Origin of the sequence: Streptococcus plurextorum DSM 22810 (assembly GCF_000423745.1) — a bacterium.
In the GTDB taxonomy this organism is placed as follows: domain Bacteria; phylum Bacillota; class Bacilli; order Lactobacillales; family Streptococcaceae; genus Streptococcus; species Streptococcus plurextorum.
The window spans coordinates 143,653-161,173 of sequence record NZ_AUIO01000004.1 but is presented as its reverse complement, the minus strand read 5'-3'; the positions used below and the strand labels follow the sequence as shown (position 1 = coordinate 161,173).

The 17,521-nt window shown below is 36.8% G+C and carries 29 protein-coding genes and 1 pseudogene; 5 read left to right on the top strand and 25 right to left on the bottom strand.

Going from position 1 to position 17,521, the window contains the following annotated elements; translation table 11 throughout:
- Positions 1-37: 37 nt before the first annotated feature.
- The 23 genes and pseudogenes from G575_RS0104895 to G575_RS0104790 form a co-directional block, all read right to left on the bottom strand.
- A complete protein-coding gene (locus tag G575_RS0104895) occupies positions 38-298 on the bottom strand; it encodes a type II toxin-antitoxin system RelE family toxin (RefSeq protein WP_027971726.1) in 261 nt (86 codons plus the stop codon).
- 1 nt (position 299) lies between these two features.
- Positions 300-521: a type II toxin-antitoxin system RelB family antitoxin gene (gene relB / locus G575_RS0104890; protein WP_027971725.1), complete on the bottom strand. Its 222-nt coding sequence runs from the start codon at positions 519-521 to the stop codon at positions 300-302.
- A gap of 175 nt (positions 522-696) precedes the next feature.
- Positions 697-933 (bottom strand): annotated as a pseudogene (locus tag G575_RS12440) (hypothetical protein); the annotation flags it as partial.
- A gap of 90 nt (positions 934-1,023) precedes the next feature.
- Complete coding sequence (locus tag G575_RS0104885) at positions 1,024-1,650, bottom strand: HAD family hydrolase (RefSeq protein ID WP_027971724.1); 627 nt, start codon at positions 1,648-1,650, stop codon at positions 1,024-1,026.
- Between the two features lie 369 nt (positions 1,651-2,019).
- On the bottom strand, positions 2,020-2,187 hold the full coding sequence (locus tag G575_RS12285; RefSeq protein ID WP_165626014.1) for a hypothetical protein: 168 nt from the start codon (positions 2,185-2,187) through the stop codon (positions 2,020-2,022).
- A 6-nt stretch (positions 2,188-2,193) separates the two neighbouring features.
- The gene (locus tag G575_RS0104875; RefSeq protein ID WP_027971723.1) at positions 2,194-3,399 is read right to left on the bottom strand and encodes a hypothetical protein; all 1,206 of its coding nucleotides are present in this window, start codon (positions 3,397-3,399) and stop codon (positions 2,194-2,196) included.
- Positions 3,400-3,420: 21 nt separating this feature from the next.
- Complete coding sequence (locus tag G575_RS0104870) at positions 3,421-3,717, bottom strand: helix-turn-helix domain-containing protein (protein ID WP_027971722.1); 297 nt, start codon at positions 3,715-3,717, stop codon at positions 3,421-3,423.
- Positions 3,707-4,072 carry a type II toxin-antitoxin system RelE/ParE family toxin gene (locus G575_RS0104865; RefSeq protein WP_027971721.1) on the bottom strand — a complete coding sequence of 122 codons (366 nt, stop codon included), beginning with the start codon at positions 4,070-4,072 and terminating at the stop codon, positions 3,707-3,709. The genes G575_RS0104870 and G575_RS0104865 overlap by 11 nt, the downstream gene beginning before the upstream one ends.
- A gap of 198 nt (positions 4,073-4,270) precedes the next feature.
- Positions 4,271-4,681: a hypothetical protein gene (locus tag G575_RS0104860; protein WP_027971720.1), complete on the bottom strand. Its 411-nt coding sequence runs from the start codon at positions 4,679-4,681 to the stop codon at positions 4,271-4,273.
- 14 nt (positions 4,682-4,695) lie between these two features.
- The gene (locus G575_RS0104855; protein ID WP_027971719.1) at positions 4,696-5,010 is read right to left on the bottom strand and encodes a hypothetical protein; all 315 of its coding nucleotides are present in this window, start codon (positions 5,008-5,010) and stop codon (positions 4,696-4,698) included.
- A 40-nt stretch (positions 5,011-5,050) separates the two neighbouring features.
- Complete coding sequence (locus G575_RS0104850) at positions 5,051-5,446, bottom strand: hypothetical protein (protein ID WP_027971718.1); 396 nt, start codon at positions 5,444-5,446, stop codon at positions 5,051-5,053.
- Between the two features lie 45 nt (positions 5,447-5,491).
- Entirely contained in the window at positions 5,492-6,103 is a 612-nt protein-coding gene (locus G575_RS0104845; protein WP_027971717.1) for a hypothetical protein, read from the bottom strand.
- Positions 6,104-6,196: 93 nt separating this feature from the next.
- On the bottom strand, positions 6,197-6,370 hold the full coding sequence (locus tag G575_RS12280; RefSeq protein ID WP_169365898.1) for a hypothetical protein: 174 nt from the start codon (positions 6,368-6,370) through the stop codon (positions 6,197-6,199).
- Between the two features lie 250 nt (positions 6,371-6,620).
- Positions 6,621-7,466: an ATP-binding protein gene (locus G575_RS0104835; RefSeq protein ID WP_027971716.1), complete on the bottom strand. Its 846-nt coding sequence runs from the start codon at positions 7,464-7,466 to the stop codon at positions 6,621-6,623.
- A gap of 15 nt (positions 7,467-7,481) precedes the next feature.
- Positions 7,482-8,276, bottom strand: coding sequence for a DnaD domain-containing protein (locus G575_RS0104830; RefSeq protein WP_027971715.1), 795 nt, complete (start codon positions 8,274-8,276; stop codon positions 7,482-7,484).
- A complete protein-coding gene (locus G575_RS11165; protein WP_037622683.1) occupies positions 8,269-8,505 on the bottom strand; it encodes a hypothetical protein in 237 nt (78 codons plus the stop codon). Before G575_RS11165 ends, G575_RS0104830 begins: the two co-directional genes overlap by 8 nt.
- A gap of 4 nt (positions 8,506-8,509) precedes the next feature.
- Positions 8,510-8,668: a hypothetical protein gene (locus G575_RS12275; RefSeq protein WP_169365896.1), complete on the bottom strand. Its 159-nt coding sequence runs from the start codon at positions 8,666-8,668 to the stop codon at positions 8,510-8,512.
- 10 nt (positions 8,669-8,678) lie between these two features.
- Positions 8,679-8,945, bottom strand: a complete 267-nt coding sequence (locus tag G575_RS0104815; protein WP_027971714.1) for a hypothetical protein — start codon at positions 8,943-8,945, stop codon at positions 8,679-8,681.
- A 10-nt stretch (positions 8,946-8,955) separates the two neighbouring features.
- The gene (locus G575_RS0104810) at positions 8,956-9,147 is read right to left on the bottom strand and encodes a hypothetical protein (RefSeq protein ID WP_027971713.1); all 192 of its coding nucleotides are present in this window, start codon (positions 9,145-9,147) and stop codon (positions 8,956-8,958) included.
- A complete protein-coding gene (locus G575_RS0104805) occupies positions 9,140-9,343 on the bottom strand; it encodes a hypothetical protein (RefSeq protein ID WP_027971712.1) in 204 nt (67 codons plus the stop codon). Before G575_RS0104805 ends, G575_RS0104810 begins: the two co-directional genes overlap by 8 nt.
- Positions 9,333-9,608: a hypothetical protein gene (locus tag G575_RS0104800; protein WP_027971711.1), complete on the bottom strand. Its 276-nt coding sequence runs from the start codon at positions 9,606-9,608 to the stop codon at positions 9,333-9,335. The genes G575_RS0104805 and G575_RS0104800 overlap by 11 nt, the downstream gene beginning before the upstream one ends.
- A gap of 21 nt (positions 9,609-9,629) precedes the next feature.
- On the bottom strand, positions 9,630-10,046 hold the full coding sequence (locus G575_RS0104795; protein ID WP_027971710.1) for a hypothetical protein: 417 nt from the start codon (positions 10,044-10,046) through the stop codon (positions 9,630-9,632).
- 237 nt (positions 10,047-10,283) lie between these two features.
- Complete coding sequence (locus G575_RS0104790; RefSeq protein WP_027971709.1) at positions 10,284-10,490, bottom strand: helix-turn-helix transcriptional regulator; 207 nt, start codon at positions 10,488-10,490, stop codon at positions 10,284-10,286.
- A 118-nt stretch (positions 10,491-10,608) separates the two neighbouring features.
- Here G575_RS0104790 and G575_RS0104785 point away from each other — a divergent pair, with 118 nt between their 5' ends.
- On the top strand, positions 10,609-11,457 hold the full coding sequence (locus tag G575_RS0104785; RefSeq protein WP_027971708.1) for a helix-turn-helix domain-containing protein: 849 nt from the start codon (positions 10,609-10,611) through the stop codon (positions 11,455-11,457).
- Positions 11,458-11,531: 74 nt separating this feature from the next.
- Complete coding sequence (locus G575_RS0104780) at positions 11,532-12,695, top strand: tyrosine-type recombinase/integrase (protein ID WP_027971707.1); 1,164 nt, start codon at positions 11,532-11,534, stop codon at positions 12,693-12,695.
- A gap of 148 nt (positions 12,696-12,843) precedes the next feature.
- Here the strand turns inward: G575_RS0104780 and eno are convergent, their stop codons facing one another.
- Entirely contained in the window at positions 12,844-14,151 is a 1,308-nt protein-coding gene (gene eno, locus G575_RS0104775; RefSeq protein ID WP_027971706.1) for a surface-displayed alpha-enolase, read from the bottom strand.
- 122 nt (positions 14,152-14,273) lie between these two features.
- Here eno and G575_RS0104770 point away from each other — a divergent pair, with 122 nt between their 5' ends.
- Both G575_RS0104770 and G575_RS0104765 read left to right on the top strand, forming a co-directional pair.
- On the top strand, positions 14,274-14,708 hold the full coding sequence (locus tag G575_RS0104770) for a DUF1694 domain-containing protein (protein ID WP_027971705.1): 435 nt from the start codon (positions 14,274-14,276) through the stop codon (positions 14,706-14,708).
- Between the two features lie 13 nt (positions 14,709-14,721).
- Positions 14,722-15,213 carry an NUDIX hydrolase gene (locus G575_RS0104765; RefSeq protein ID WP_027971704.1) on the top strand — a complete coding sequence of 164 codons (492 nt, stop codon included), beginning with the start codon at positions 14,722-14,724 and terminating at the stop codon, positions 15,211-15,213.
- Between the two features lie 108 nt (positions 15,214-15,321).
- On the opposite strand, the gene G575_RS11160 is transcribed toward G575_RS0104765, so the two are convergent.
- Positions 15,322-16,608: a DUF1958 domain-containing protein gene (locus G575_RS11160; protein WP_037622705.1), complete on the bottom strand. Its 1,287-nt coding sequence runs from the start codon at positions 16,606-16,608 to the stop codon at positions 15,322-15,324.
- A 122-nt stretch (positions 16,609-16,730) separates the two neighbouring features.
- Between G575_RS11160 and G575_RS0104755 the strand changes: the two genes are divergently transcribed.
- Positions 16,731-17,498: a DUF2785 domain-containing protein gene (locus G575_RS0104755; protein ID WP_027971703.1), complete on the top strand. Its 768-nt coding sequence runs from the start codon at positions 16,731-16,733 to the stop codon at positions 17,496-17,498.
- The last annotated feature ends 23 nt before the right edge of the window (positions 17,499-17,521 follow it).

Sequence of the window (17,521 nt, the reverse complement as noted above, 5' to 3'; positions counted from 1 at the left end):
TATGAAAAACAGCACCTTAACGGGTGCTATTATCAATTTAATAAATATCTTTGCGATGTCCAAATTCAATAGCCAAAATAACCATCTTATCATCTTGAATATCACAAATAAGCCTATAAGCACCAATACGATAACGCCATTCATTTGTAGGGTTTTCTGTTAACCCTTTACCGTGGGCTCGTGGGTCATCTATCCCCTCTAAGTGCTTATCAATCCAAGCAAATAACAATCGCTGTATCTGCCTATCTAGTTTCTTAATCTGCTTTTGAGCCTTTTTAGAATATTCTATATGATACATCTTACAAGCCTAGCTCTTTCTTAAAATCAGCATGGCTAATTGTCTCTGGGTCTGCTTTGTATTCAGCATAGGCTTGATGATAGATTTTTAAATCGTACTCATCTTCAATATCACGCTCTAAAGCTTTTTTGAAAAGGCTAGAAAGACTTTGACCTGTTAATTGAGCATAGCTTTTGAAAAATGTTTCTTCCTCTTGGTTTAATCTGATTGTTACTGTACTCACGTTACTGACCTCGTTTCTTTGTGTCACATTGTAACACATTTTAGTACATTTGTCAATTTTCAAAATAATAAAAAGCACCTAGTTTCCTAGATGCTAGCACAATAGCCCAGATTCGAGCCGGAATCTCCTCCATCAAGGTGTAATCCCTATATGCTACTCCTCGTGCTTGAAAGCATTATATCACACAATTTGTGTAGATGCTCACTAACCCATGATATACTTCCATGTTAGGCAAGGGAACAACGCTAAAATACAAATCAGAATAGGTATTAAACCACTTGTTCAACTTGTCATAAGCTGATGATTGGCTAATAAGTAATAGCCGCTGACAAGCTCCAATAACATTCATGTGATTGAACACATAAACCTCTTTGATAGCCTCAAAAATATCATCCTCGCTTGCTTGCACTATCAGTTTGACAGAAGCATATCTTCAGTTTTAGCAGCATTACATCATTTTATGCTCAAGAATACAAAGACTCAGTCTAGTTTTCTATTTGCTTTAAAAAATCGCTAGTAGCTCTTGCAATGAAGAAACTACATAATCGCTCTTCCATCCATCGTTTTCTCTTGTGTACTTCCCGAAACCTGTCAGTATTCGTACCGTTCGCATTCCCAAGGATTTAGCAGGGAGAATATCATTTTCATATCTATCTCCGACATAGACAGCCTTATCTGCTGGAATGCCTGCCTCCTCCAAAGCTAGCTTGAAGATTCTTATTTCTGGTTTGCCTATACCAACTTCTTCAGAGAGAATAATAACCTGAAAATACAAGTCCAGCCCCCACTCTTTCAATAATTCTCTAGCAGCACTAGATTGATTAGCAACAATCCCCAATCTATAGTTTTGAGATAATTTTTCTAGAACATCTATTGTTTCAGGATACAAGCTCACACCCTCATTTGTCCATAAAGGGCGTGGTTCGGTCGGTGCAAAATATTGCCAAGTCGAACGAATTGGATCTAGATTTTGTTGTGCAAAGTTTTTCATTTTCTCACGGTAAGATGGTGCAGAAACCTCTATGCCAAGCAACTGTAACTTCTTCACGCACCTCTTTATATAATAGCGATAAGCTACTTCCTCATCTAAAAGAGTAGACCCCAAATCAAAAAATAGCCATTCAATCATTTCACTCTCCATTTACATTCAAAATGCGAACACTTACACTAGTATCATTTCTTTTTAGGATAGCATTTTATTAATAGCAACGCAAAAAACTCCCTAGGAAAACCTAGGGAGTTTCACTTATCCCTCGCTATAGTGCTCGGGGATAAAACAGTCTCCCAGACTGTTTTATTTTTTCAAGTTATCCCAATATCAAACAGTTCAATAAAATATGCTAAATTACTAACCTACTTTTTACCCGTTTAACTCTAAAATTTAAAGTACAAACAAATACAATATACTAAAGGGGTAGTAAAAAAGGTATTAAATTATGAGTTCAGCAGGCAAGAAAATAGCACCCTATTAGGTGCTATTTTTTACATATTTTACTTTTTATTTGCGCTTATCTAATTTTAAAATTTCATTATATACATCTTTAATCGTTAAGTCAATATCTTTTTGACTCAATTTTAGAATAGGAGAATTCTGTAATTTTAGACTTTCAGTTTGACTATGTTTAGTTTCTTGAGATTTAAAATAAGTTTGAAAAATTAGTGACATGAAAATCTACCTCCTTTTCCTATTAGAATACTCCAAATTTTTAGAGATGTCAAAATATTCTTTCCTATTAATCCAAATTGGCCCATCTCCTTTGGATATCACCAAGACATCAACTGGTCCCCCTACCGTTTCAAGTGAATCTGTTATATGACGTTTAAAAGATGTTAAGTTTACTAACGTTTCAGCCATATTCGCTAACTCTGGTAACGCTAACGTTCTTACGACACCTAAAATCGGATTTATAAATTGTTGTTTCTGCTGTTCACTAATTTGATTAATTATATTATATTTCTCATCTTCTGATAAATTGTCTAGACCGATAATTGACTGACTTACTACTTCATTCATAAAAGGATCCATGCCTGTCAAGATAGTTGAAATCATGTCTGACTGGGCAAATGGGACTATCGAGGCATCACTGTTTAGAAGATCTACATTATTACTATTAGTCTTCTCTATTTTTATTTCATCTCTAAATGCATAACTTATTTCATATGATACCAAGGAAGGGAATAATTCTTCACTACCATATCCACCTATAACTATCCCAGAAATCGAATCAAAACTATTTTTAGAAACGACAATCTGGTATGACAATTCTATAAAGATATCCGTTATTTTTTGTAAATACTCGTCTGCCAAGTAAACATTCTCTCGTAATATCCCTTTACAATATTCTGAGAAGTCTGAGTGAAAAGTTTCTTTATCAAGATTTTCTAATAATATAATATCATTATCTGTATTAAGGTTTTCAATAACAATTTCCGAAATAATTTCAATTATTTTTTCTGAAGAAATTGGGACTTCTGGATTGTCTGCCTGTATATCATTGAGTTTTTTACTTGAAATATCCAGTAATTTCTGTAGTAATGATAAAATTACAGATTGGATCATTCGCTGTGAAATAGCATCATTTTTGAATTTTTCATTCTTAAGAAATTCAAGGAAAGCTATAGAGCAATCTTCCAAGCTAACAAATATTTTATTACAATACTCTTTTCTAAATTCCTTGATAATAATTTCCCAAGGTATATCCATAAACTCAGCATTTCCATAAATCATAATCCCTATATCATGATGTCCACCAAGTGAAAATAGTTTATTTACTGCGTTATATGTCTTTGCTTGCCCCTGTCCAAAACTAACAGTTACTGCACTATCAGCCGCTAGGACGATGCCATGTTTGTTTAATATACTAATTTCAGCCGTCATATTCTACCTCCTGTAATAAATCTAGCTTACCTGTTCGCCCTCTATGGGTACAACAGCTAAAGTCTTACCCAAACTAGCCAATACTTTTAGCACTGTATCAAGCTGTGGGCTTGTCTTTCCTGTTTCCATCCTAGCGATAACAGGTTGACTAACACCACTCATCTCCTCTAGTTTCTTCTGGCTAATGCCCTTTTCATTTCTAGCCTCGATAAGCTCGCTCATGATAGCCACGCGCATATCACTTTCCAAAATTTCTTCTTTGCTGAATAATTCAGCTCTTACATCTTTCCAGTTACTACCAATAGCATTATTTTTCATTATCTAAACCTCTTTCTTTCAAATCTGCTAGCTCACGTTTAGCTTGATCAATCTCTCTTTTAGGTGTTTTCTGTGTCTTTTTCATAAAATGATGCAGTAAAACAAAGCTACCATCAATCCAAGCCACAAATAAAATTCTATCTCTAAGTGGTCTTAGTTCCCAAATTTCAGCATCTAAATGCTTAATATAGGGTTCGCCTGCGCGTGTTCCATTCTGGCTTAGTAACTCAATATAATCATTGATTTTATTGAGCTTAATTCTACTATCTTTCCCTTTTTTACTGGCAAGCTCTCGCATATAATCTAAAACAGGCTCATTCCCATTCTTATCCTTATAAAAATAGATATTATGCACTATTAGCACCTCTTTCTAAAAACTATTATAACCTAAAAGTTATTATTTGTAAATACTTTTAAGTTATTAAAACAAAAAACGCATCTAGTTTCCTAGATGCTAGCACAATAGCCCGGATTCGAACCGGAATCTCCTCCATCAAGGCGTAATCCCTATATACTACTCCTTGTGCTTTAGAACATTATACCACACGATCTACTAGTTGCCTACCATCTCATGATATACCCCGATATTAGGCAGCGGTACAATACTAAAATACAAATCCGAATAGGTATCAAACCACTTATTAAGCTTAGTATATGCTGTTGATTGAGTAAGAAATAGTATCCTCTGACAAGCTCCAATAACATTCATACGATTATATACATAAACCTCTTTTACAGTCTCTAGTATATCCTCTGGGCTTGTCTGTACCCTAATATCTGTGATCTGCTTAATAGTTGCGTATTTTTGATAAGCTAGCATATCTTGATTTTTAGCAGCATCAAACATTTTTCGCTCAAGAACACTATACTTAGGCTGTTCTTTATCTCGCATGAAATACCACTTAAGCCATAAAATCTTCTCTCTATGTATTACAGAAATACGCTCTATTTTCTTCTTAGTCATTTCTACCTCCCAAATCACCAATCTAACAATTCTAACCATTCACTTTTAGAAATTATTGTATAGGGCTTGTTCGGCGTATGATACAAAGGTTCTAAGCCTTTGTTCACTCTAATATAGTCCATCATATCCTCATGAGTGGGAAAGTATAGTATTTCTGTTTCATCCTCACTTAACATACGGTTAGCATCATCATCAATAATAACCGGCACTTCCCACTCATGCCATTTTTTAAGGTTTTCTAAAAGTTCACTATCACTAAATAGCTCGCCATCAATTTGGAAAAATTCTCCTAGGTCATTGTTTCCCTCAACAATAATAAACTCTGGCATATTTCTATTACTTAATAACTCCTTGAGTTCTCGTAACTCTTTAATTTCCTTTAGATACTTCCTCAATTTCTAACCTCAATTCTTCAATCTGCCTTACAACTCCAAAAATTTCATGGGTCTTGTACGATTGTTCAAGTATAGCCTTTGCGGCTTGAGTTCTGATGAATGGATTAACTTTGCTATCCATCATAATATCATTGAGTACAGAAACAGCATTAGACGATGCTAGGTATAGCATTTGAGTTGTTTTATCCATCATCTCATCTTGCTTTATCCTCAATGTCTTTCTAACAGCTGCAATATTCAGATACTTATGTCCTGTTGCCCTAGCTATCCCTGCTTTTTCGCATGCTTTTTCTATCGTTGGTTCAGTAAGCATGGCATCAATAAACTTCACTTGTTTAGTTGTAAGGCTATCATTTTCATTTCCTGCCATCTGATACCTCCTTATTTTCAAAATAAAGGGTTTCCCCTTTATTTCTTACGATAGATAGTTCTGCAATTCTTTATCCATTGCCTCTAAACTGCCCTCAACAATCATTTCATGCTGCACTAAATCAATCTTATCTCCGTTAATAAGTAAACCGCCATGGAAATAATCAATTTTTCTATTAAGGAAATGCACTAACTTTTCAAGGCGTTGTTGTTGATTGAATTGCTCCATGTCAATTTCTATATAAGCAAGAGTAGTATCGTTCGCCACAATATCCTCTAATTTTCTTAGGGCTAAAGGTTTATTCTTATACTTTTCAAGGTATTCTTGCATCTCTGCTGTTGTTAATTTAATACTAGATAACAAACTTAGTTCAGCTGCATCATCTGCTGTAATAGGCTCTTCTTTTGATTTATGGATTGCTAGTTCAGCGTTTTTCTCTTTTTCTAGTTGCTGATACAATAGCTGAGCAGTATTTTGGGAATAGTTTTCACCCTCTTTTTTATATTTCAAAAGTTCTTGCTCTGCATACACTTTCCCGATCAATTGTTTTTGTAACTTATCTTGAAAATCCTCCTGCATAGCGATATAACCACGCATATATTCTAATTTTTTCTTTCCAAATGCCTTGATGTCATTCTTAATTGTTGTTAGTGTCATGTTATCCTCCTTATTGTTATGACAATAAAAAGAGGTACAACAAACAGACTAATAAAATCTGTATGTCATACCTCTTGTTTATTCAAGTCAGTATTATACTTTGTTTGATGTTGTAACTTCTTTCCAAACAATTTTGCTTTCTTGAGCTTTTAGCTTGATCGCTCCATGTTCAGGAATTTCAACATAGTTAATTATACCATTTTTTAAGAATAAAACAAAGCCATTCTCCATCATTTGTAATAATTTATTATCGGTTTTATCAGTCATCTTTTTCTCCTTTATTTGATTTTATTATAATCTGAATATCCCTAGTCTATTGATTTCACTACGTTTTTAGGGGATGTATGCTAAAATACTACCCTTTTTGTGTACCCTATGGCTGATTTTTCAAATTGATTAGTTTGCCATGCTTAGTTTATATGGTCGTGGAAAGCATGGCAATTTCTTATAAATTGGGGCAATTTCTCACCCCATGAAAAGTGTCTATTTTTGTTTAAGTTTGTAAGTTAGTCCATTATCACATACTACTCTTTAGCTTATTGATTGAGTACCGCTTATCTTTGATACTAAATATTTTAAAATAGTTCTCCTCTAATCCTGTGCGGACACGACTTGCGACACGTTCGCTATAAAGGTTTGCTATTTCGTCATTGCTTAAATTGGTTGTGATGATAGTATTTTTTCGATGACTAAGCACATCAAAAACAAACTCTTCCTCCCATGCTGACTTTGATTGACCCGATGAGTTACCAAGTTTGACTCCTAAATCATCCAAAATCAAATAATCAACCTCCTTCAGCATCCGTGAATAATACCCCTCTTTGCTGGTAAACTTAAAACTCTCTCGGATTTCTCGTAGAATCTCGGTAAGGTTAATAAACAATACACTTTTAGGCTCTCCATTGGCTCTATACGCCTCGTTTAGCTCTTTGGCAAGAGAAATAGCTAAATGAGTTTTTCCAACCCCTGTAGTACCTGTTAGCAAAGTATTTCCATTCATGCCAGCAAGATATTTTTGAGTTTGATTTTTTACAAAATCTAACAGCTGTTTCTCCTCTGGTGTCTCAATAATGAAATTATCAAAAGTTGCCGCTTTTAAGTCTTCTGGGATTGTACTGTCACGCATAAGCACATTATAGCTTTTCTGATAGATACTAGCGTTTAAGTGCTTTTCTACCTCTTCCTGTTCCTGTTTGTCTATCTGCTCCTGGGCACATTTAGGACAAAACGGAGACGGTTTCCGTGGTTTATCTTCCCCAGCGATTTTAACAACTCTATCAAGTTGTATTAACTGGATACCATGAATGGAGCAAGTCTCTTCTAGTGTTTTTGTATTTGCGATAAATTCAGCTTGTGTTAGCATGTGTAACTCCTTTTTCTAAAATGGGTTTTCTTCTGACCAGTTCGCCAACCACTCCTCGCGGGTTTGAGGCTCTGGTTTTGATTTATTCTGTTGTTTTTTAGCCTCACGCGCCGCCTTGCTATTTCTAACAAGTTCAACTGTCAATAGGTTGTCCTGTTTCCATCGCTTGAGAATAGCTTGAATATAAGCAAGATTAGCCTTACCTTGACCTACTGCCTCTCTTAACGCCTCATGAATAACATCAGCGCTAAAATCTTCTAGCATGTACTGCAATTCTTGCATCTGTATTGGTGATAGAGCTTTACCTGTTTCTTGCTCAAAAGATTTATAGAGATTTACAAAGTCTTGATTAAAGGGAGGGGAAGTAGGTGATTGTTTTTGATTTTTATCTACCTCTACTACTCTCTCCTTACCTATACTATCCTTACCTCTCCTATCCTCTCCTACGCACCCATTCGGTGTATTAGTGGTTGCCGATTGGTTGTCGTTTGGTTGACCATCTGACAACCAAAAATATTTCCCACCGTCTACCAATATTATTTGTTGCATTTCTTTTGTAAATCTAGTATCTTTTTTTCTATCTTTTCTGATAGCGTTATGCTCTGTCCAATCTGTTATAACTACTACTCCAGTATCAAACAATAGCACATACTCACTATCAATTAAAAGTTTCATATCATCCTTAGTTGTTCCAGTTAATCTCATAACAGTCTTAGGATTTCCGACAAAACCATCATCATCTGCCTCTAAGTTTAGAAAAAAATACAAAACTTTTGTAGTGGGAGGTAAATCTAGAAAGTTGTCAGTCATAACAACTTCCTTGCTGATCATTCGCCTTGTTGCCATCTTTCCGCGTCTCCTCCCATCTCTCTTCGTTTATTTTTTTGAAAATGTCATATACCGAACTGTTTTCAGGCGGATATACCTCGGATTTTCTTAGTTCTTCTGCTGACATTTCAATAGGTTCTGTTAGTGTCTTTCCGTTAACAATCCAGCCTGCTGGAAAGACACTTGTTACTTCGTAATGTTCTTTAGCCACAATTTTACCTCCAGATCGTTCTATTACTTGATTTCGTCACACGCTCAATCAATTCATCACGCGCGTGCTTATCCACTTTATTGCTGATAAACACAACATCTAAGGCAGGACTGTAATGTGCCTTACCTCTCCACGCATCACCATCAATAGTAAATACTTTCAAAATATACCTCCTAGCGTATTGTAAGAAAGTTAATCACATCAGAAACCTTAAAATAAAGTTTCTTGCTGCTTTCAAAGGGGGATTGATACGATACAAGTCCAACATCCATCCAATTTTTTAATGTTGTTCCGGAAATATCCAACTCATCCTTAAGTTCCTTAGCCGTGATTAGACCGGTTTTCTTTTGCAACTTCTTCTCTAGCTCTAGTTTTTGTTGTGCCAACTTATCAACCCTATCTAATAAGCCTTGTTCAAATTCAACCGAAAATGTCGCCATATTCCCCCTCCTAGTTAAATTTCTTACCAGCAAGCCATACATAAGCACCATAGCGCTCTTTTACGTAGTCTGTGGTGTTTTCAGTTTGTGGGCTAATATCAAGCTCTATATAGCTCTCATGACGCCATAATAAGATTAGAATAACCAAGGAAACAATAATCAAAATAACACTTTCAGTCAATGTTGGGATCAATTCATTCATTGCCATACTCCTTGAAAAAACTATCTGATAATCCTGTGTGTTCTGAAACAAGATGCTTTAACCCATTAGTTGCTACTGTTACAAGGGCTGTTGCCTTGCCTGGTTCAATATCGCCGCTAGCTATCTCTAAAGTGCTGATAACATTTACTAGCTCTGTGCATAACAATTCGTAGTTACTTAAAATCTTAGCGTTCATGTTGTCTAATAGCCTCCAATTCTTTATCATCATCACAATTTATCAATTTATAAGCAATTAAATCCAAGTCTATATATAGCTGTTCAGTCATTTCAAAAATAACGCTAAATGCTTGTTTTGTTTGATAATGTAAAACAGTGCTATCTGCTCCAGCATTATCAGCAAGTAATAAAGCATTGCTTAGTTGTTGGATAATTTCAATACGTGGGAGCAACTCAGCAATCTGGTTGCCCTGCTGTTTAATGTTTCGTGTGCTTAATCCCATTTTTGATTTTCTCCTTTATACTTAATTTGTTAGTTCTGCCATCATATCATCTGACAATTTCTGTAATGCTTTTTGCTGTAACTCGATAGCTTTTAATTTATCTTTTACGCTGATAGCTGGTGTTGCCATAATCAATTCAATCTCCGTTACCTGTTTAAAATAAATTTCAGCTTTTAGCTTTCGCCCTATTGTGATATTTTTTCTTTCGTTAATCGTACCTTTTACCTCTAGGTCAATAAGTTCAAAATTACTATAAATTCCCCCTTGGCATTTATAATTGATTTTTCCATTTCTTTTCCAATAAGCTAACCCACCTTTAGTGGTGTCTTTGCTTTTGAAACCTAGTATATTGGTCAACTCTGCTAATGTTTTTCCCTCTACTAGATGGATTTTTTCAGCAAAATCTAATAAAGTTACTCTAGTTTGTTTTTTAGTCATTTTTGATTTTCTCCTTTGTTTTTGGTAAAATTAAAGTGATATATTTTATAAGGGCGATTTTTTCACTCTTACTAAATACCTAACAAAACCACGCGCCTTGCCTTTGCTTGAGTTTTGTTATTTTTCCTTAGCCATGTACGTTGGTTTGGTCGCCTGTACATGGCTTTTTTGTACTGTTAGCCTTATAGCCTAGATTGTTTTTCCAAACGGCTTTTGTTTACTTTTGCATACCTTTATTCAAAAAAATATATCTTCCAACGTGATGTTTGGGAACATAGGTAACAATAGATTTTTAATTTTGATTTTTTCTGAATCTGAAAACTGTGTTTTCCCACTTTCCTTGTTATGGTAACTTTGCTTAGATATACCAAGCTCTTTTCCGAGTCTTTCTTGTGTTAAACCCAGCATATTTCTGTAACCTCTAACCTTGTTAGTACAAATCATGTTTCACCCTCCTTTACTTTTGAATACCATAATTATAAAACTTTGTTTTTATTAAGTCAATACTTTTGTTTACTTTTTTCAAAAAAAAGTTTATTATATAATTACAAGGAGGGATGGCATGGAGATAAATAACAAACTTGTTGGTGAACGTATCCAAAATATCCGATTGAGTTTAGGTGAATCTATGGATAAATTTGGAGAAAGATTTAATACCAGCAAAGGTACGGTAAACAACTGGGAGAAAGGTCGTAATCTACCTAACAAAGATAACTTACTAAAAATTTCATATATTGGAAAAATAAGTGTTGAAGAACTACTATACGGTGACTATTATACTTATCTACACTTAAAAATAATGGAGCTTGCTCCAAAGAGTATGGAAAACTACGACGAGTACAATTCCTTACACGATAATATAACAGATAAAGCGTTAGAGATTGCTAAAAATACCATTTCTAAAGTTGATTATCAAATTTCAGACGAAACGATCAAAAAATTTATTAAATTAGCTATCGAACAATCAATAGATTTACAAGGAAATATACTAAAAAATGACTTATCTAACTTTGACTATTCTCTTTTCGGAGGAGTTAGAAACAGGGAATATTTTTATTTTGGGTATAGACTGACCTACCAAGAAAAAAAACTATATACCGCATTATTGGCTATACTTAACGAGCCAACAAAAACTTTGTATCTTGACGATATAAGTACACAAAGATTTTTCAATTTCTTTGGAAATGATATTCCTAATTCGTCTTTACAAAATATTGATTATCTTACACCATCCGAGGTTATCCCTTTTAGTACATATATTCGTCAACGTTCTAAGATTGTACCTAAAATATTAGAACAAATACTAAAAATGGGATTTCTCTTAGAAAACATAGATATTTCTGGTTATACCGTAAATATCTTAGAAAATCAGCTAATAAAGCATAAAACCATTAAAATCGATAAAAACTAATCAAGTCTTTTCGTGTATAAATACCTAACAAAACCACGCGCCTTGCCTGCTGATGGAAAGAAAGGTACGAATACATGAATATCAAAGAAAAATTTCTAAAGAATGGTCAAAAAGTTTACTATGCTAGTGTTTATCTAGGCGTTGACCAACTAACAGGAAAAAAATCCCGCACAACTGTTACAGCAACCACTAAAAAGGAGGTTAGAGTAAAAGCGCGTGATGCTATCAATGCTTTTGCTGCTAATGGCTATACAGTTAAAGCCAAGCCGACAATTACAACATATGAGGAGCTTGTAAAAGTTTGGTGGGATAGTTACAAAAATACAGTTAAGCCAAATACTCGCCAATCTATGGAGGGATTGGTTAGGGTGCATCTATTGCCTGTGTTTGGCGATTACAAGCTATCTAAACTCACTACGCCTATTATCCAACAACAAGTAAACAAATGGGCTGACAAGGCTAATACAGGGCAAAAAGGGGCGTTTGCTAACTACTCCTTGCTCCATAATATGAATAAGCGTATTTTGAAATACGGTGTGTCTCTACAAGTGATAACATATAACCCAGCTAATGATGTTATAGTGCCACGTAAGCAACAAAAAGAAAAAGCTACTGTAAAATATCTGGACAACAAAGAACTAAAACAATTTCTTGATTATCTCGATACCTTAGACCAATCAAACTATGAAAACTTGTTTGATGTTGTCCTATACAAGACTTTGTTAGCTACTGGTTGCCGTATCGGTGAGGCTCTAGCTCTTGAATGGTCTGATATTGATCTAGACAATGGTATTATCAGCATTAACAAGACACTCAACAGATTCCAAGAGATAAACTCGCCTAAATCAAGCGCTGGTTATCGTGATATACCAATAGACAATGCTACGTTACTTATGCTCAAGCAATACAAGAACCGTCAACAAGTGCAATCATGGCAACTAGGGCGGTCTGAAACGGTTGTATTCTCTGTATTTACAGAAAAGTATGCTTATGCTTGTAATTTGAGAAAGCGCCTAAATAAGCATTTTAAGGCTGCTGGCGTGACTAATGTATCATTTCATGGTTTCCGTCACACACATACTACTATGATGCTCTACGCTCAAGCTAGCCCCAAAGATGTACAATACAGACTAGGGCACTCTAACTTAATGATGACTGAAAATGTTTATTGGCACACTAACCAAGAAAACGCAAAAAAAGCTGTCACAAATTATGAAACAGCAATCAATAGTTTATAAGGGTTGCCCCATTTTGGGTTACCCTCTTACTATACCTAATTTTCACTAGGGGTAGTACAAAGGGTAGTAAATTCTAAAAAAGCACCTTGGGATGATGCCCCAAAGTGCTTAATATCAAGGCTTTACAGCCCTTAACCCCGTAAAGAGATTATTTTTTCAAGTTGTAGAAAGATTTGATACCTTTGTAAACTGCAACTTCTCCCAATTGATCTTCGATGCGAAGCAATTGGTTGTATTTAGCGATACGGTCTGTACGTGACAATGAACCTGTCTTGATTTGACCAGCGTTAGTTGCAACGGCGATGTCAGCGATTGTTGAATCTTCAGTTTCACCTGAACGGTGTGATACAACAGCAGTGTAACCAGCTTCTTTAGCCATTTCAATCGCTTCGAATGTTTCAGTAAGTGTACCGATTTGGTTAACTTTGATAAGGATTGAGTTAGCCGCACCTTCTTTGATACCTTTTGCAAGGTAGTCAGTGTTTGTAACGAAGAAGTCGTCACCAACCAATTGAACACGGTTGCCTAGGCGCTCAGTAAGAGCTTTCCAACCATCCCAGTCGTTTTCATCCATACCATCTTCGATAGTGATGATTGGGTATTTGTTAACCAATTCTTCAAGGTAGTCGATTTGCTCTGCAGATGTACGAACAGCAGCGCCTTCACCTTCGAATTTAGTGTAGTCGTAAACTTTACGCTCTTTGTCGTAGAACTCAGATGACGCACAGTCAAAACCGATCATGATGCCGTTTTCGCCAGCTTCGTAACCAGCAGCTTCGATAGCTTTAAGGATAGTTTCTACACCATCTTCAGTTCCTTCAAATTTAGGAGCGAATCCACCTTCGTCACCAACAGCTGTCACAAGGCCGCGTTCTTTAAGGATTTTCTTAAGCGCGTGGAAAACTTCAGCACCCCAACGAAGACCTTCTTTGAAAGTAGGTGCACCAACTGGCATGATCATGAACTCTTGGAAAGCGATTGGCGCGTCTGAGTGAGAACCACCGTTGATGATATTCATCATAGGAGTTGGAAGAACTTTAGTGTTGAATCCGCCAAGGTAAGTGTAAAGTGGCACTTCAAGGTAGTCAGCAGCTGCGCGAGCTACAGCGATAGATACACCAAGAATAGCGTTAGCACCAAGTTTACCTTTGTTTGGAGTACCATCAAGAGCAATCATTGCGCGGTCGATTCCTTGTTGGTCACGAACGTCAAAACCGATGATTGCTTCAGCGATGACATTGTTTACATTGTCAACAGCTTTTTGAGTACCAAGACCAAGGTAACGAGATTTGTCACCGTCACGAAGTTCAACTGCTTCGTGCTCACCTGTAGAAGCTCCTGAAGGAACCATACCACGACCAAATGCGCCTGATTCTGTGTAAACTTCTACTTCAAGTGTTGGGTTACCGCGTGAGTCTAGGACTTCGCGTGCGTAAACATCAGTAATAATTGACATGTTATTACTCTCCTTATGGTTTTTAATTTTTACTTATCTATGATATCACAATGTGAGACTTTTAGCAAAGAAAAATCCTTCCCTAAGAGAACTTTTGCTATAATAGAGGCAAGGAGATTGCTATGAATACACTTGAAAAAACGATATTATCCAAAGCTAGTGGTGAACATCGACTTGATCCCGACCAACAAAGACGTTGTTTGGGGACCTTTGAAGAACGCATGGTTCTCTCAGCAGAGCTGAGTGACCTAAGTCCTGATAGCCTCTCAGAAATACCCTCTCTTTTTGCAGTGGCTAAAAAGGAATATCAACCACTCTTTTTAAAGATTTCCGGACGATTGCCTATTCATCTGCAAATGTCTTTGATGAAACTAGCTGAAGCAGAAAAAATTCCTGCTACTATTGTACAGGAAAATGGAGATTTTGAATCTTATGCCCTTGTGCTCCATACTGATCATGCGATTGCTGAAGGAAGAAAAGAATTAGCTCTGCTATTACCCAAAAAAGAAAACAGCACCATTGAAAAGAAATCTTTCTGGCAGAAATGGTTTGGATAAGTAAGGAGAAAAAATGCTAGAGAAATGGAACGCATATTTGGCTGATGGCACAATGACGGTTGACATGTTGATCCGCGGGGAAGCAATTCCCAGTGGACTCTATCACTTGGTCGTCGAAGTTGTGGTGCAACACTACGACGGGAGCTTTCTTTTTATGAAGAGAGACAGTCGCAAGTCCTCTTATCCTAACTATTGGGAAATAACAGCTGGAGGGTCTGCTCTTTTTGGGGAAAGTCCCACCGAAGCTATCCAACGTGAATTGTTTGAAGAAACTGGTATCATCGCTACTCATTTTGAACTTTTGGAAAAAATAGCTGATCCTCAGGATGCTTGTTTGTTCTACCGCTATTATTGTCGAGTCGATGCTGAGAAAGCAGCTATTAGGCTACAAAAAGGGGAAACTGTTGATTTCCGTTGGGTTAAAAAAGATGACTTGAAAGATTTTCTAGCGACAAAAGCTATTGTTCCTTGGCAAAAAAGACTTTTCACGACATTTTTTAGGTGATAGAGACGGATAAAACATCTGCCATTGTCCTCCCACTGAATCCTTGACTGGAGATTAGTTAGACATGGTTTTTAAAATAAGAGACTAGGACATCATTGTCCTAGCCTTTTATTTTTTACGGCCTTTGACCTCGTAGAGGATAATTGCCAAAAGAATCAACCCTAAGGGGATTAAAAGGATGCCCAGATGGTACTCACCTGTTTTTGAGTCCTTAGGTAGGAGACTTTTAACGGTTGCTACAACTGGATTTTCCACTTTGAGGACCGTTTGACTGGCTGTGATTTGTGGGCTGACACTTTCTAGACCATTGTTCACTGTCAATTGTTCAGCCTCTACTTGATAACTCGGACTGTCGCCTTTTTTAACAGTGCCATAGAAGTCTTGACTAAGCTCGTAAGAGACCCCGTCAATTTTCTCCTGACCTGCTTTGAGTAATAGGCGGTAGTCGTATTCTGCGTAGGCTTTCTCAATCAAAGCATTTCCAAAAGGATGACGGTAATATTCGCCGTTGGGATCTGACCAATCGCCCACTCCCATAACAACTGCGATGACTTGTTGGCCGCCACGATCAACCGTTGCCATATAATTAAAGGCAGCACTTGGACTAGAACCTGTCTTCAACCCTGTCACTCCCTCAATACCATATGTTGTTCCTGGCAAGGAGTAATTATAAGTTTCAAAGGTTTCCTCATATGGTGTTCCAGCTTTAACGGTGATCTGAGGGTATCTTGTATGCTCTAGAATGCCTGGATAATTTTTGACAAAGTGGTAGGCCAAAATGGACATGTCTCTGGCCGTCGTCTGGTTTGTCGCCTCATTATCGTAGCGTTTTGGCGTATAATAACCTCCAAATGCGACTGCTACAGCTCCACTCGCATTAAACCACTTGGTATTTGTCATCCCTAGTTCTTGAGCCTTGGCATTCATCAAATCTAAAAAAGCATCTGGATCGCCATCTGATAGGTGGTTTGCCAGCATAACCGTTGTAACATTTGAAGAAGGCACAGCAGTCATAGTAATTAACTCACTGACGGTGTAGTCCACTCCAGCTACAATTTTATTATTAGAAATGGCATAAATCCCTGCAATAGCTTGATCGCTTGCTGTAGCTCGAATGACCGTATCTTCTGTGAGTTTCCCCTCAGCTATAGCTTCGTAAACCAGATACAAGGTCATCATCTTGCTCATACTAGCTGGGTCCCTAACAGCATCAATATTATCTTGCCATAAAATCGCACCAGTCTTACCATCAATAACAATTGACGATTTTGGGCGATTGATATCGTAGACCTCGTAACCCGCAGCACGTGTAATATCCATAATATCTTCTGCTTTAACCATCATCGACGACACAAGACATGAAACGGTGACTAAAAAAGCCAATAGTTTTTTCACAAAACACCTCAATAAAAGAAAGATACAACTTTATTTTACCATATCACCAAGCTTTTTGACCATTATAATTCTACTTTTATGTGGCAGTTATGATAAAATGAGAACAAGATAAGGAGGAAATGATGCAAGAACAATTATGTCAAAAACTTGTCCAAAAACAGCCCTACACTAATACAGAGCTTATGTGGTGTCTAGACCATATCGGTCATCCCAATCCTGATATCAGAGATGGGCTTATTTATAGCACATTTTGCCATGCTTTTGAGCAAGAATGCATTCATACGGAACAGTATCATTTGTTATGTCAAGAGATCCTTGAGCGGCAACTGTTGGTTAGTTCCGATTCTCTTACCCGCTCCTTTGCAGCGCTATTAGCTGCACTGCTTCTCTTTTATGATAATCAGCCAGAAGGAGCCTACTACGGGCAAATGACCGATTCTAGCAAAGCAAGATTCTTTTCACTTGCCAAGACCTTTCTTGAAAATGAAAAAGATAACAGAGGCTACGATGTCGATCTAGGCTGGATTCATGCGATTGCTCACGGATCTGACTACCTCATGTCCGTTGGCTCTCACAGAGATTTTCCCGAGGAACAGTTAAAGGACCTTTGGAACAGTGCTCTGAAACTCCTCAAAAATCAAGAAACTGTTTTTTCAGCAGGAGAAGCTGACCGACTGGCTAATATTTTTATTTCCTCCATCTTAGCTCAAAAACTCCTACAGAAACAACTGGCCGATTGGGTTGAGCAGCTTGACATTCCTGATAGTAGTCCTACAGACTACTTTAGATCGCTTAACACGAAACAAGTCTTAACCGGTATGTACATGACCTTAGAAAAAGAAGGTTTACTTGAGAACAAGCTCAAACAGGCTATTCTTGCAAAATGGTAACCTCCATTTTAAGCCATCTGTTA

What these genes read in the sequence shown, in the direction of transcription:
- G575_RS0104810 (WP_027971713.1), bottom strand. Translation starts at nt 9,147, where the DNA reads ATGAATGAATTGATCCCAACATTGACTGAAAGTGTTATTTTGATTATT.
- G575_RS0104850 (WP_027971718.1), bottom strand. Translation starts at nt 5,446, where the DNA reads ATGGCAGGAAATGAAAATGATAGCCTTACAACTAAACAAGTGAAGTTT.
- G575_RS0104785 (WP_027971708.1), top strand. Translation starts at nt 10,609, where the DNA reads ATGGAGATAAATAACAAACTTGTTGGTGAACGTATCCAAAATATCCGA.
- G575_RS0104885 (WP_027971724.1), bottom strand. Translation starts at nt 1,650, where the DNA reads ATGATTGAATGGCTATTTTTTGATTTGGGGTCTACTCTTTTAGATGAG.
- G575_RS0104870 (WP_027971722.1), bottom strand. Translation starts at nt 3,717, where the DNA reads ATGAAAAATAATGCTATTGGTAGTAACTGGAAAGATGTAAGAGCTGAA.
- G575_RS12285 (WP_165626014.1), bottom strand. Translation starts at nt 2,187, where the DNA reads ATGTCACTAATTTTTCAAACTTATTTTAAATCTCAAGAAACTAAACAT.
- G575_RS0104780 (WP_027971707.1), top strand. Translation starts at nt 11,532, where the DNA reads ATGAATATCAAAGAAAAATTTCTAAAGAATGGTCAAAAAGTTTACTAT.
- G575_RS0104795 (WP_027971710.1), bottom strand. Translation starts at nt 10,046, where the DNA reads ATGACTAAAAAACAAACTAGAGTAACTTTATTAGATTTTGCTGAAAAA.
- G575_RS0104805 (WP_027971712.1), bottom strand. Translation starts at nt 9,343, where the DNA reads ATGAACGCTAAGATTTTAAGTAACTACGAATTGTTATGCACAGAGCTA.
- G575_RS0104830 (WP_027971715.1), bottom strand. Translation starts at nt 8,276, where the DNA reads ATGACTGACAACTTTCTAGATTTACCTCCCACTACAAAAGTTTTGTAT.
- G575_RS0104790 (WP_027971709.1), bottom strand. Translation starts at nt 10,490, where the DNA reads ATGATTTGTACTAACAAGGTTAGAGGTTACAGAAATATGCTGGGTTTA.
- G575_RS0104860 (WP_027971720.1), bottom strand. Translation starts at nt 4,681, where the DNA reads ATGACTAAGAAGAAAATAGAGCGTATTTCTGTAATACATAGAGAGAAG.
- G575_RS0104895 (WP_027971726.1), bottom strand. Translation starts at nt 298, where the DNA reads ATGTATCATATAGAATATTCTAAAAAGGCTCAAAAGCAGATTAAGAAA.
- G575_RS0104800 (WP_027971711.1), bottom strand. Translation starts at nt 9,608, where the DNA reads ATGGGATTAAGCACACGAAACATTAAACAGCAGGGCAACCAGATTGCT.
- G575_RS0104755 (WP_027971703.1), top strand. Translation starts at nt 16,731, where the DNA reads ATGCAAGAACAATTATGTCAAAAACTTGTCCAAAAACAGCCCTACACT.
- G575_RS0104770 (WP_027971705.1), top strand. Translation starts at nt 14,274, where the DNA reads ATGAATACACTTGAAAAAACGATATTATCCAAAGCTAGTGGTGAACAT.
- G575_RS0104815 (WP_027971714.1), bottom strand. Translation starts at nt 8,945, where the DNA reads ATGGCGACATTTTCGGTTGAATTTGAACAAGGCTTATTAGATAGGGTT.
- G575_RS12280 (WP_169365898.1), bottom strand. Translation starts at nt 6,370, where the DNA reads ATGACTGATAAAACCGATAATAAATTATTACAAATGATGGAGAATGGC.
- G575_RS0104855 (WP_027971719.1), bottom strand. Translation starts at nt 5,010, where the DNA reads ATGCCAGAGTTTATTATTGTTGAGGGAAACAATGACCTAGGAGAATTT.
- eno (WP_027971706.1), bottom strand. Translation starts at nt 14,151, where the DNA reads ATGTCAATTATTACTGATGTTTACGCACGCGAAGTCCTAGACTCACGC.
- G575_RS0104845 (WP_027971717.1), bottom strand. Translation starts at nt 6,103, where the DNA reads ATGACACTAACAACAATTAAGAATGACATCAAGGCATTTGGAAAGAAA.
- G575_RS0104835 (WP_027971716.1), bottom strand. Translation starts at nt 7,466, where the DNA reads ATGCTAACACAAGCTGAATTTATCGCAAATACAAAAACACTAGAAGAG.
- G575_RS0104765 (WP_027971704.1), top strand. Translation starts at nt 14,722, where the DNA reads ATGCTAGAGAAATGGAACGCATATTTGGCTGATGGCACAATGACGGTT.
- G575_RS0104875 (WP_027971723.1), bottom strand. Translation starts at nt 3,399, where the DNA reads ATGACGGCTGAAATTAGTATATTAAACAAACATGGCATCGTCCTAGCG.